Genomic DNA, 13,111 nt, shown 5'->3' with positions numbered 1-13,111 from the left:
ATGTGATTTGTGCATAAATTTGAGCAATTAAGATAAATTTTTTTTAACAAATTGTTGTAATCCCATATGCAAGCGCTAATCGCACACATATAATCTGCGGCCACTGTACAGGGGCGGCATTATCTTGCCGTCAAGGAACCGCCTGCCAGCCAAGCTTACCGACTTATCGGGGGGCGTTTGTGGGGGCGAGTTCCGAGTCTGGTCAATATTAGAAATCCAATAGAGGTTATCATGGCTTTAGAACGTACCTTCTCCATTATCAAACCCAATGCTGTTGCCAATAATAACATTGGTGCTATCTATGCGCGTTTTGAAAGTGCTGGTTTCAAAATTATTGCTGCAAAAATGCTGCATTTGACTAAAGAACAAGCAGAAGGTTTTTACGCTGAGCATAAAGGCCGTCCATTCTTCGATGGTTTGGTTGAATTTATGACCTCTGGTCCTATCATGGTTCAGGTTTTGGAAGGCGAAAATGCGGTTCAGCGCCACCGTGATATCATGGGCGCGACTAACCCAGATAATGCTCTGGCCGGGACTTTGCGTGCTGATTTCGCCGACAGCTTTACGGCTAACGCCGTACACGGTTCTGATGCAGTTGAATCAGCACAGCGTGAAATCGCTTATTTCTTCGCTGCGGATGAAATTTTTCCTCGCAGCTAATGGATTGATTCCGTTTGGGAATGGTTGATATTTAACCAACAGAAACAATAAAGTGGGTCGAACACCTTTCCAATCGTGGAATCCATGCTTTAAAATTCGTACAATGCAGCGCCCCGGCGGAGACATCTCTGCTGGGGCGTTCTATTATTGATTTATCTTATTCATCGCCGTTTCTGAAGCCATACCTGGTGTAAAGCGCAGCGCCGTAAAGTGTAACAACGAGGCCACGACAACTCATGTCCGAACAATTATTAACTGCATCAACCGCGATTGATGCTGCTCCTCAGCCTGACAATGCGGTTGAAACCGCAAACCCTGTCACAGGCAAAATTAATCTGCTCGATTTAAATCGCCAACAAATGCGCGAATTCTTTGCCAAAATGGGCGAGAAACCTTTCCGGGCAGATCAGGTCATGAAGTGGATGTATCACTATTGCTACGACGATTTCGAGCAAATGACCGATATCAATAAAGTGCTGCGCGCTAAATTACAGCGAGTGGCCGAAATCCGCGCACCTGAAGTGGCGGAAGAGCAGCGCTCTACCGATGGCACCATTAAATGGGCCATTAAGGTGGGTGATCAGCAGGTCGAAACCGTGTATATCCCGGAAGCTGACCGTGCCACGCTCTGTGTGTCATCTCAGGTAGGTTGCGCATTAGAGTGTAAATTCTGCTCAACGGCGCAACAGGGCTTTAACCGCAACTTACGTGTATCCGAAATTATTGGGCAAGTATGGCGTGCAGCGAAGATTATTGGCTCATTAAAATCAACTGGCACTCGGCCCATCACCAACGTAGTCATGATGGGAATGGGCGAACCCTTGCTGAACTTGAATAACGTCGTGCCCGCCATGGATATCATGATGGACGATTTTGGTTTTGGTTTGTCCAAACGCCGCGTGACACTATCCACCTCGGGGGTGGTTCCGGCACTGGATAAACTGGGTGATATGATTGACGTTGCATTGGCCATTTCGTTACATGCGCCGACCGATGATATCCGCGATGAAATCGTGCCAATCAACCGTAAATACAATATTGAAACCTTCTTGGCGGCGGTTCGTCGCTATTTGGATAAATCCAAAGCCAATGGTGGGCGGGTTACGGTTGAATACGTTATGCTGGATCACATCAATGACAGTACCGAGCAAGCCCATCAACTGGCGGAGTGTTTAAAAGACACGCCATGCAAGATTAACCTGATTCCATGGAACCCGTTCCCTGGCGCACCTTATGGCCGCAGCTCAAATAGCCGGGTGGATCGTTTTTCTAAGGTATTGATGGATTACGGGTTTACCACCATTGTGCGTAAAACTCGTGGCGATGATATTGATGCGGCATGTGGCCAATTGGCTGGTGAAGTTATCGACCGCACCAAGCGCACGTTGAAAAAGAAAATGGCGGGTGAACCTATCGCCATTAAGACAGTCTGATTCATAAGATTAACGAAATCCAGATAACTAATTGTTATTTAACTTATAATTCGTAGCGTGCGCCATACTGAAAAAGTTATTCAAATGTCAGTAATGGGAATAACATGAGTGCCTGATTTCGACACTCATCTTCACACATAAGGACAATTGAGAGAGCATGAAGCTGACAAGACTGTGGAGAGTTTGCCTGCTAGCAACGGTACTGACGGGCTGTTCTGGTTCATCGCCAGAAAAAAACGATCAGCCAGCGGCGGGGCAGACGCGTTTACAACTGGGTTTAGAGTATTTGGCGCAAGGTGATCTTAATGCCGCGCGGCAGAATCTTGAGAAGGCTGTAGAGGCAGATCCGCAGGATTATCGCGCTCAATTGGGCATGGCATTTTACGAACAACGTATTGGTGAAAACAGTGCCGCAGAGCAGCGTTATCAGCATGCGATGAAACTGGCACCTGGAAATGGCACTGTACTGAATAATTACGGTGCGTTTCTGTGTAGTTTAGGGCAGTATGTATCGGCCCAACAACAGTTTAGCGCAGCAGCACTGTTACCTGATTACGGTCAAGTTGCCGATAGTCTGGAAAACGCCGGGTATTGCTTTTTACGGGCTAATCAAAATGATCAGGCTCGCGCATTACTGAGCCGGGCATTGAAGTATGATCCGGATAAGGGTGAGCCGCTGCTCGCAGAAGCTCAAAGGCATTTTGGAGAAGGGAATCGCGCTCAAGCGCAATTATTACTGGATGTTTACCAACATACGCTACCAGCCAGTGCTGAAAGTTTATGGCTACAAATTCGTTTCGCCGCGCTAGCAGGCCGTCAAGATAGTGTTCAACGCTATGGCAAGCAGCTTGCGCGAAGTTTTCCACAATCCAAACAGTACCAGCATTTTCTAGCTAATGAATACTGAAGCCTCCCAAGATCAAACTGTTCCAGAGACGACAGGTGTGCGCCTGCGTCAAGCCCGTGAAGCACTAGGGCTAACTCAGCAGACGGTTGCAGAACGTCTGTGTCTGAAGGTATCCACAATCCGCGATATTGAGGAGGATAAAGCACAAGCTAATCTCGCCTCGACATTCCACCGTGGTTACATTCGTTCTTACGCCAAACTGGTTCACCTTCCCGAAGATGAACTGTTACCCATGCTAGAAAAACAAGCTCCAATCAGAGCGGCGAAAGTCGCCCCAATGCAAAGTTTCTCATTGGGTAAAAAGCATAAAAAACGTGATGGCTGGTTGATGACGTTCACCTGGCTTATTGTGTTGGTTGTGCTGGGACTGACTGGAGCATGGTGGTGGCAAAATCATCAAGCGCAGCAAGCAGAAATCGTCACTATGGCGGATCAATCCTCTGCTCAACTGTCGCAAAATGGTGGGCAACCAGTGCCGCTGACTGATGATAATAGTGATCCTGCGGCATCCCCGGATGCTCAGTCACCTGTTGTCAACAGCCAGACTGCCTCTACACCAGCAGCAAGTGGTACTGCCCCTGTCACCAACAGTGCAGCACCAGCAGATACGGCGAATAGCCGTGTCGAGACAACAACCCAGGGAACGGCTCCAGCGGAGTCAGTGGTCGTTTCTCCAAGTCAGGCTCCATTGCCTGATGTTTCTACCGCACAATCACCTTTGCCTACAGCGGACGCTGGGGTGAATGGTGCTGCAACATCTGCGGGTTCATTGGTCATGAACTTCACCGCTGATTGCTGGTTACAGGTTGTTGACGCGAGTGGCAAAACGCTGTTTAGCGGTATCCAGAAAGGGGGGGCGACCCTCAATCTATCAGGTAAGTCACCCTATAAGCTGACCATTGGTGCACCGGGTGCACTGACCATCACTTATCAGGGTAACCCAGTAGATCTAACTAAGTTTATTAAGGCTAATCGCGTAGCCCGCCTGACTGTCGGTGTAGAGTAATATTGTGGTCTTGAGAAACGATAAGGTGATTCAGAACAACCACCCTAGTTTTGAAAGACTGCTTTGTTGTATAACCTACACGACTGTAAAGGAGAGTGTGTAATGCATAACGAATCCCCCATTATCCGCCGTAAGTCTACCCGGATTTACGTCGGTAAAGTGCCTATTGGTGATGGCGCACCGATTGCCGTGCAGTCAATGACCAATACCAAAACCACGGATGTAGATGCAACCGTTGCCCAAATTAGGGCATTGGAACGTGTTGGCGTGGATATCGTGCGTGTCTCAGTGCCGACTATGGATGCGGCTGAGGCGTTTAAGCTGATCAAACAGCAGTCTAATGTGCCGCTGGTTGCTGATATTCATTTTGACTACCGAATTGCTCTTAAAGTCGCTGAATATGGTGTTGATTGCTTACGAATTAACCCCGGTAATATTGGCAACGAATCTCGTATTCGGGAAGTGGTTGCCAGTGCACGTGATCACAATATCCCCATTCGTATTGGTATCAATGGCGGTTCGCTGGAGAAAGATATTCAGGAGAAATACGGTGAACCTACGCCGGAAGCCCTGCTTGAATCCGCGATGCGTCATGTCGATATTCTCGATCGCCTCAATTTTGACCAGTTTAAAGTCAGTGTTAAAGCCTCCGATGTTTTTCTGGCTGTAAACTCCTATCGTCTGTTAGCTAAGCAAATTAATAATCCTTTGCATCTGGGGATCACTGAGGCCGGTGGTGCGCGCAGTGGTTCAGTAAAATCGGCCATTGGGCTGGGTTTGCTGCTGTCAGAAGGTATTGGCGACACACTGCGTATTTCGCTGGCGGCGGACCCGGTTGAGGAAGTTAAAGTAGGCTTTGATATTCTGAAATCTCTGCGGATTCGTGCGCGTGGGATTAACTTTATCGCCTGCCCAACCTGCTCCCGTCAGGAGTTTGATGTAATCGGTACAGTGAATGCGTTGGAAGAACGGCTCGAAGATCTGATTACACCGATGGATGTTTCTATCATTGGTTGTGTAGTCAATGGGCCAGGTGAGGCATTGGTGTCAACCATTGGTGTGACGGGTGCACGTAACCAAAGTGGCTTCTACGAAGATGGTGTGCGCCAAAGAGAGCGCTTTGATAACAAAAACATGATTGATCAGTTGGAAGCGAAGATTCGGGCCAAAGCATCAATGCTTGATGCTAATAACCGAATTACTATCAATCTGCTGGATGATAAATAAGCGTTGCTGGTAATGTGTCATCAGTCAGCGTGTAAAAGTGGGCAAGCCCCACTTTATATTGCCTATTGCGCTTATAGAGGTACAAATTGTCGCCATTGAATAAGTAGGTGGCAAGCCTCTATAATCGACTTTATTTTTTGCACTATGCCCAAACTCACTGGCGTTGCAACCAACTATGTTGCTGCTTCCCGTTAGATTGGGATAAAACTACAGAGAACAGACGTGGCAAAGAACATTCAAGCCATTCGTGGTATGAACGACTATCTGCCGGCCGACACGGCGATATGGCAGCGTATTGAAAGCATCTTGAAACAGGTGCTTGCAGGCTACGGCTACAGCGAAATTCGTATGCCGATTGTAGAGCAGACCCCGTTATTCAAACGTGCGATTGGTGAAGTCACCGACGTAGTTGAAAAAGAGATGTATACCTTCGATGATCGCAATGGCGAAAGTCTGACACTGCGCCCGGAAGGGACCGCAGGGTGCGTGCGTGCCGGTATTGAACATGGTCTGCTGTACAATCAGGAGCAGCGTCTGTGGTACATCGGCCCGATGTTCCGCTACGAGCGCCCACAAAAAGGCCGTTACCGTCAGTTCCATCAATTGGGCGCTGAAGTTTTCGGTCTACAAGGGCCGGACATTGATGCCGAATTGATTCTGCTAACTGCCCGTTGGTGGCGTGCTTTGGGGATCTCGGAGCATGTACAGCTTGAGCTGAACTCCATTGGGTCATTGGATGCCCGCGCTGATTATCGTGAAGCACTGGTGACCTTCCTAGAGCAGCACGTTGAAGTGCTGGATGAAGATTGTAAGCGCCGCATGTACAGCAACCCGTTGCGAGTGCTGGACTCCAAGAATCCTGAAGTTCAACAGTTGCTTAATGATGCGCCTAAGCTGTCTGATTATCTGGATGAAGAGTCAAAACAACATTTTGCAGGTCTGTGTGAACTTTTAGACAAGGCCAGCATCCCATATACCGTTAATGAGCGTTTAGTGCGTGGTTTGGATTATTACAACCGCACGGTATTTGAGTGGGTGACTAACAGCTTGGGCGCACAGGGCACAGTCTGTGCCGGTGGGCGTTACGACGGTTTGGTTGAGCAATTAGGTGGTCGTGCAACACCGGCTGTTGGTTTCGCGATGGGTCTGGAACGTTTAGTCCTGTTGGTGCAGGCCGTCAATGCTGATTTCCAAGTTCCGGCGACAGTTGACGTCTATGTCATCTCGTCAGGTCAGAATACGCAAAGTGCGGCCATGCTACTGGCTGAAAGCCTGCGTGATGCCATGCCAACGCTGAAGTTAATGACCAATTACGGCGGCGGTAATGTCAAAAAACAATTTACCCGCGCTGATAAGTGGGGCGCTCGTGTAGCATTAATGCTTGGCGAAAGCGAAGTGGCTGCACAGAAAGTGGTCGTAAAAGATTTGCGGAATGGTGAACAAGAAACGCTGGCGCAAGCGGATGTTGCCGCGCGTCTGGCTTTGATGTTGGGTTAAGGAGAGAGACACCGTGGAAGTCTATACCACTGATAATGACCAGGTTGATGCAGTGCGCCGTTTCTTTAGTGAGAATGGCAAAGCGCTGGCCGTGGGTGTGGTGCTCGGGATTGGTGCATTAGTGGGTTGGCGTTACTGGCAGAGTCATCAAAATACTGCCATGACGGAAGCCTCCTCTGCCTATCAGCAAGCCAGTGATGCTTTGTCAGCGAACAGTGCTGATGGTGTTACGCTTGCTGAAAAATTTGTTCAGGGCAATAAAAATAACTATGGCGTACTGGCTGGGCTAGAGCTGGCACATCATTTCGTTGAGCAAAACGAGTTTGATAAAGCCGCACAGCAGCTCACTCAGGCGCTGGGCCAGACAAAAGATGAAAACCTACTGTCGCTGATTAATTTGCGGCTTGCTCGTCTGCAACTGCAATTGAAAAAACCAGATGAAGCACTGAAAACACTGGATGCGGTGCAAGGTGAGGGCTGGACTGCGATGGCTCAAGATGTCCGAGGCGATGCGTTATTAAGCAAAGGTGACATCTCAGGTGCACGGGCTGCTTACAGTAAAGGTGTCGAATCCAATGCTTCTCAGGCGCTGCAAGCTTTGTTGCGCATGAAATTGAATAATTTGTCCAGCTAAGGGGTACTCCCATGCAATTGCGTAAAACACTCTTAGTAGGACTTGTCTCTGTTGCCCTATTGAGCGGTTGTTCACTGTTTAACAGTGAAGAAGATGTGGTTACCATGTCGCCACTGCCAAAAGTTGAGAACCAATTCACGCCAACTAAAGTGTGGAGCACCTCTGTTGGTGGTGGTGTCGGTGATTATTACTCCCATTTACGCCCCGCTTGGCAAGGGAACACTGTCTTTGCAGCAGACCGCAAAGGTCTGGTGAAAGCCATGGATGCAGATACTGGCAAGCAAATTTGGCAAACTGATCTGTCTGAAAAAACCAACTTCCTTTCCAGCAACCGCTCTGCAATGTTATCTGGTGGCGTAACAGCTTCAGGTTCACATGTGTATGTCGGTAGTGAGAAGGCGATTGTATATGCTCTTAATACTGACGATGGTCAGATTGCATGGCAGACAGCGGTTGCGGGCGAAGCTTTGTCCCGCCCAGTGGTTAGCGATGGCGTGGTGCTGATTCATACCTCAAATGGCATGTTGCAAGCACTGAATGAGTCTGACGGCGCGATTAAGTGGACACTGAATCTGGATACACCTGCGTTGTCTTTGCGCGGCGAATCTGCGCCAGCCGTGGCATTCGGTGCTGCGCTTGTCGGTGGTGACAATGGTCGCGTCAGTGCGGTGATGATGGAACAGGGCCAGTTGATCTGGCAGCAGCGTATTTCTCAAGTTACCGGTACCACTGAAATTGACCGCCTGAATGACGTCGATACGACGCCAGTTGTGGTTGATGGTGTGGTTTATGCACTGGCATACAACGGCAACCTGACAGCACTGGATCTGCGCTCTGGCCAGATTCTGTGGAAGCGTGAAATGGGTTCAGTGAACGACATTATTGTCGACGGCGGACGCATTTATTTGGTTGATCAGAATGACCGCATTGTTGCACTTAAGACTGATGGCGGCATAACCCTTTGGAGTCAAAGCGATTTATTACATCGTAACTTGACTGCGCCAGTGATGTATAATGGCTATCTGGTTGTCGGTGATGCCGAAGGTTATCTGCATTGGGTGAATACTGATGATGGCCGGTTTGTTGCTCAACAGAGCGTGGATAGCTCTGGCTTCCTCAGTGCGCCAGTCGTTGCCAGCGATAAGCTGTTGGTTCAGGCAAGAGGCGGCACGGTTTACGCGTTCACCCGTTAATTCTGATTCAGTGCCTGTTTAACAGGCCAATACCCAAAGTTTTTGACGTTACAGCAAATCACATCGCTGCAACGTCAAGGACGAAGGATTTAAAGCGGCTCCTGATGTTCAGGGGCCGTTTGTCTTCTAAAAACTGTGCTGTTGCGGTTTGATGCAGCGCTGTAACGCTTTGAAAATTAAGTAATGAGGCTTCAACAATGATACCTGTCATCGCGCTGGTCGGGCGCCCGAATGTGGGTAAATCCACTCTATTTAACCGTTTAACGCACACCCGTGATGCGTTAGTTGCGGACTTTCCCGGACTAACGCGTGACCGTAAATATGGTCGTGCCGAGGTTGAGGGTCATGAGTTTATTGTTATCGATACCGGAGGTATTGATGGCACAGAAGATGGTGTAGAAACCAAGATGGCTGGTCAATCGTTATTGGCGATTGAAGAGGCCGATATTGTCCTGTTTATGGTTGATGCACGCGCTGGGCTGATGCCTGCTGATCAGGGCATTGCGCAACATCTGCGTAGCCGTGAGAAAGCCACCTTTTTGGTTGCCAACAAAACTGATGGTATTGATCCAGACACAGCTACTGCCGACTTCTATTCATTAGGCTTGGGTGAAGTACATGCTATTGCGGCTTCCCATGGTCGTGGCGTTACCCAACTGATTGAAGATGTAATGGCACCTTATATTGATGCCGAAGAGCCTGAAGTTGAGCTGACCGATGAAGAGGCCAATGCTGCCTATTGGGCTGCACAGGAAGCTGATGGTGACGAAATCCCGGAAGATGACGTAGAAGATGATTTCGATCCGCGTTCTCTACCAATCAAGTTGGCTATTGTCGGGCGTCCTAACGTAGGTAAGTCCACACTAACCAACCGCATCCTCGGTGAAGATCGTGTGGTGGTATATGACCTGCCGGGCACCACCCGTGACAGTATTTATATCCCGATGACCCGTGATGAACGTGAATATGTGCTCATAGACACCGCTGGTGTCCGTAAGCGTGGCAAAGTCACTGAAACGGTTGAAAAATTCTCAGTAATTAAAACATTGCAGGCCATCGAAGATTCCAACGTTGTGCTGTTGGTGATTGATGCTCGTGATGGTATTTCGGATCAGGATCTGTCGCTGCTAGGCTTTATTCTGAATAGTGGGCGCTCACTCGTTATTGCCGTCAATAAATGGGATGGCATGACAGAAGAGGCCCGTGCGCAGGTTAAAGATATGCTGGACCTGCGTCTTGGCTTTGTTGACTTTGCCCGTATTCACTTTATTTCTGCTTTGCACGGCAGTGGCGTGGGTAACCTGTTTGAATCCATACAGGAAGCTTATGATTGCTCTACCAAGCGAGTGGGGACTTCATTACTGACCCGTATTATGCAAATGGCGGAGGAAGACCATCAACCTCCGTTAGTTCGCGGTCGTCGTGTGAAGCTGAAGTATGCCCATGCCGGGGGTTATAACCCGCCGATTGTGGTTATCCACGGCAATCAGGTGACGGATTTGTCAGACTCTTACAAACGCTATCTGATGAATTACTTCCGACGTTCACTGAAAGTAATGGGTACACCAATTCGCATTCAGTTTAAAGAGGGTGAGAACCCGTTTGCGGGTAAACGCAATACCTTGACGCCGAATCAGATGCGTAAACGTAAGCGCTTGGTTTCACACCTGAAAAAAAGCAAGTAACTACAGCAAAGCGCGGATATTCCGCGCTTTTTGCTTTTTTAGCGCACCGTATTTAAGATGCCATTTTGGCAACCCTCGGCTTGTGCCGCTTAACGGTAGACAAAAGGAGTGAAACCGCCATGTCATGGGAAACTTGGAGTTTCGCATTCGGTGTTACCGTCCCTAACTTGCTGATGATGTTGCTCGGTGTGCTGCTACGGCGCGGTGGTTTGTTGGATGACCGCTTTTGCGATGGGGCGACCCGTCTGGTTTTTAATCTCGCGCTCCCTTGCTTGCTGTTTTTCAGTGTCGCCACCAATAACGTAAGTCTGATGGATAACCTGCCACTAGTGATCTATGGTGCCGTCGGGACTTTACTCACCTTCTTGTTACTCGAGTTCTCAGCCAAGTGGCTGGTCAAAGACCCGAAAGAGCGCGGTGTTTTTGTGCAGGGCGGATTTAGGGCCAATACGGCGATTGTTGGCCTGGCTTTCGCCATGACCGCCTATGGTGCCGAAGGGGTTGCGCTAGGGTCGATGTATCTGACGGTGACAGTGATATTATTTAATATGCTATCAGTGATCACGCTAACGCGAAGCTTGCAAGCCGGACAGGGCGGAAGAATCAGCAAGATCTCTTTGTTACGCAGTATTGTGACTAACCCCCTGATTATTGGTTTACTGTGCGGTTTAGCCTATGCTCAGACCCAATTACCTATTCCTACGGTGATTGTACAAACTGGTAGCTATATCTCTGCGCTAGCACTTCCGCTGGCATTATTGTGTACCGGAGCCAGTCTCGATTGGCATGCGATGTTTCGTTCGTCTAATGTGGCGGCGTTATCCTCGGTAGCTAAACTATTCGTGGTGCCAATATTAATGACCCTCGGTGGCTTGCTGATGGGCTTTCGTGGCGCGACACTGGGGATTATCTTCCTCTTTTCCGCCACCCCAACTGCCGCAGGCAGCTATGTGATGACTCGTGCGATGGGGGGCAATGCCACCTTGGCGGCGAATATTATTGCACTCACCACGGTTGGGTCATTCTTCACCACAGCGCTTGGGATCTATTTCTTACGTTCATTGGGCGTGATGTGAGTTTTTAACTGAAATACAGGAGAGATGTGATGGATGCGTTATGTCCGGTTTGCCAGCAAGTGATGACTGAAGTCAGTGGTCACTATCATTGCGCCAACTGCCATGGCAACTATCAGCAGCAGGCAAATTGCCCCGATTGCGGCAAGTCGCTACAAGTGCTTAAAGCTTGTGGCGCAGTCGATTATTTTTGCCAGCAGGGCCATGGACTGATTTCGAAAAGCCGTGTTCGTTTTAGTTACCTGCCAGCAGTTTGATAGCGCAACGATAGGCTACAGCTGTTCCGCTACTCTTTTGCCGCTTTACGCTGGCGAGGCTTCTTCGCCACATTGATTTGGGTTATTTCACTCTCCACCCAACCATCTTGCAGCCGAGTGGTCAATTTATCGCCCGCTTGCACTTGCTTGGTGGTCTTGAGTAATACGCCCGCCGGGGTCTGCGTGACGCTATAGCCGCGGGCCAGCGTTGCCAATGGGCTAACAGCTTCGAGCTGGGAGCAGGCGATGCCAAAGCGTTGACGGTAACTATTGAGTTGGCGCTCCAATGCTTGACGCAAACGGTACTCTTGCTGCTGTACCCGCTGATGATAACGGTGAATCTGCCCTTGCGGCTGGGCTTGAACCAAGCGCTGCTGGAGCCGTTCGGTACGCCTGCCTAATAAGCGAATCTGGGTCTGTGCGCTCTCTTCCAAGCGGCGTTGCAGCTTCAACAGTAGTGTTTGCTGGCGTGCCAAACGCAAATGGGGGTGTTGTTGCTGTAGGCGGTGTTCGAGGCGGGTGAATTGCTGCCCACGCTGCGCCAGATAGTAATCCATCGCCATTTCCATCCGTTGCTGCTGCCCCTGTATTTGCCTAACCAACTCAATCTGGTTGCGGCTGACTAACTCTGCGGCAGCGGAAGGGGTCGGGGCACGTAAATCAGCGACAAAATCAGCAATAGTGATATCGGTTTCATGGCCAACAGCACTGACAATCGGAATGCGGCTGTTAAAGATGGCGCGCGCAACCCGCTCATCATTGAAACTCCACAAGTCTTCCAGCGAACCGCCACCGCGCCCAACAATCAATACATCGCATTCGGCGCGTAAATTAGCGAGCTGGATGGCGCGGACTATCTGCAATGGCGCATCGACACCTTGCACCGCTGTCGGGTAAATAATCACGGGTAGCGAGGGGTCACGGCGCTGTAAAACCTGTAAAACGTCGTGTAGCGCAGCTCCGCTGGAGGAGGTAATCACCCCGACCTGCTTGGCTGGGCTGGGTAGTGATTGCTTACCACTCTGGTCAAAAAGCCCTTCTGCGGCTAATTGCTGTTTGAGCTGCTCGAACTGTTGTTGCAGTAATCCATCACCGGCAGGCTGCATGCTCTCCGCGATTAATTGATAGTCACCACGGGGTTCGTACAGCGTAATCGATGCCCTAACCAACACTTGTTGACCATTTTGCGGGCGGAAAGTGGTGCGGCGATTGGTGTTGCGGAACATCGCGCAACGCACCTGCGCCCGATCGTCTTTCAGGGTGAAATACCAGTGACCGGACGACGGCTGGGAGAAGTTGGATATCTCGGCAGTGAGCCAAATCTGGCCCATTTCCATTTCCAGCAGCTGTCGTACCGTCTGATTAAGGCGGCTGACCGTAAAAATTGATGATGCAGAAGATAGTGGCATGTGACCCGGATCAAATTTTAAAACAAGCACTTAATCGATCGATATTACCTGCCTCACATTGGTTGGCAAGAAATATTATGAGAAAGTACTGGAGGCAATCGGTTACGCTCTGTAGAATGCCACGGCAATA

General features: G+C 49.5%; 12 protein-coding genes. 11 read left to right on the top strand and 1 reads right to left on the bottom strand.

Annotation, left to right across the window (positions count from 1 at the left end):
- The first annotated feature begins 231 nt into the window (after positions 1-231).
- The 11 genes from ndk to HRD69_RS19860 all read left to right on the top strand — a co-directional run bounded on the left by ndk (position 232) and on the right by HRD69_RS19860 (position 11,572).
- Entirely contained in the window at positions 232-660 is a 429-nt protein-coding gene (ndk, locus tag HRD69_RS19910) for a nucleoside-diphosphate kinase (RefSeq protein ID WP_004875799.1), read from the top strand.
- A 236-nt stretch (positions 661-896) separates the two neighbouring features.
- Positions 897-2,093: a dual-specificity RNA methyltransferase RlmN gene (gene rlmN / locus HRD69_RS19905; protein ID WP_004875800.1), complete on the top strand. Its 1,197-nt coding sequence runs from the start codon at positions 897-899 to the stop codon at positions 2,091-2,093.
- Between the two features lie 157 nt (positions 2,094-2,250).
- Positions 2,251-3,000: a type IV pilus biogenesis/stability protein PilW gene (gene pilW / locus HRD69_RS19900; protein WP_004875801.1), complete on the top strand. Its 750-nt coding sequence runs from the start codon at positions 2,251-2,253 to the stop codon at positions 2,998-3,000.
- Positions 2,990-4,006 carry a cytoskeleton protein RodZ gene (gene rodZ, locus HRD69_RS19895; RefSeq protein WP_032814861.1) on the top strand — a complete coding sequence of 339 codons (1,017 nt, stop codon included), beginning with the start codon at positions 2,990-2,992 and terminating at the stop codon, positions 4,004-4,006. The genes pilW and rodZ overlap by 11 nt, the downstream gene beginning before the upstream one ends.
- A 102-nt stretch (positions 4,007-4,108) precedes the next feature.
- On the top strand, positions 4,109-5,233 hold the full coding sequence (ispG, locus tag HRD69_RS19890) for a flavodoxin-dependent (E)-4-hydroxy-3-methylbut-2-enyl-diphosphate synthase (protein ID WP_004875803.1): 1,125 nt from the start codon (positions 4,109-4,111) through the stop codon (positions 5,231-5,233).
- A 222-nt stretch (positions 5,234-5,455) separates the two neighbouring features.
- Positions 5,456-6,730: a histidine--tRNA ligase gene (gene hisS / locus HRD69_RS19885; protein ID WP_004875804.1), complete on the top strand. Its 1,275-nt coding sequence runs from the start codon at positions 5,456-5,458 to the stop codon at positions 6,728-6,730.
- A gap of 13 nt (positions 6,731-6,743) precedes the next feature.
- Complete coding sequence (locus HRD69_RS19880; protein WP_004875805.1) at positions 6,744-7,364, top strand: YfgM family protein; 621 nt, start codon at positions 6,744-6,746, stop codon at positions 7,362-7,364.
- 11 nt (positions 7,365-7,375) lie between these two features.
- Entirely contained in the window at positions 7,376-8,557 is a 1,182-nt protein-coding gene (gene bamB, locus HRD69_RS19875) for an outer membrane protein assembly factor BamB (RefSeq protein ID WP_004875806.1), read from the top strand.
- Positions 8,558-8,754: 197 nt separating this feature from the next.
- Positions 8,755-10,242 (top strand): ribosome biogenesis GTPase Der, encoded by a 1,488-nt coding sequence (gene der, locus HRD69_RS19870; protein WP_004875807.1) that lies wholly within the window; start codon positions 8,755-8,757, stop codon positions 10,240-10,242.
- A 119-nt stretch (positions 10,243-10,361) separates the two neighbouring features.
- A complete protein-coding gene (locus tag HRD69_RS19865) occupies positions 10,362-11,318 on the top strand; it encodes an AEC family transporter (RefSeq protein ID WP_032814862.1) in 957 nt (318 codons plus the stop codon).
- Between the two features lie 29 nt (positions 11,319-11,347).
- The gene (locus HRD69_RS19860) at positions 11,348-11,572 is read left to right on the top strand and encodes a zinc ribbon domain-containing protein (RefSeq protein WP_004875809.1); all 225 of its coding nucleotides are present in this window, start codon (positions 11,348-11,350) and stop codon (positions 11,570-11,572) included.
- A 29-nt stretch (positions 11,573-11,601) separates the two neighbouring features.
- On the opposite strand, the gene xseA is transcribed toward HRD69_RS19860, so the two are convergent.
- Positions 11,602-12,981, bottom strand: a complete 1,380-nt coding sequence (gene xseA, locus HRD69_RS19855) for an exodeoxyribonuclease VII large subunit (RefSeq protein ID WP_004875810.1) — start codon at positions 12,979-12,981, stop codon at positions 11,602-11,604.
- Between the last annotated feature and the right edge of the window lie 130 nt (positions 12,982-13,111).

The sequence above is a fragment of the Yersinia mollaretii ATCC 43969 genome, assembly GCF_013282725.1.
GTDB lineage: Bacteria > Pseudomonadota > Gammaproteobacteria > Enterobacterales > Enterobacteriaceae > Yersinia > Yersinia mollaretii.
The sequence above is the reverse complement of the archived record's forward strand: the minus strand, read 5'-3'. Positions and strand labels throughout refer to the sequence as shown.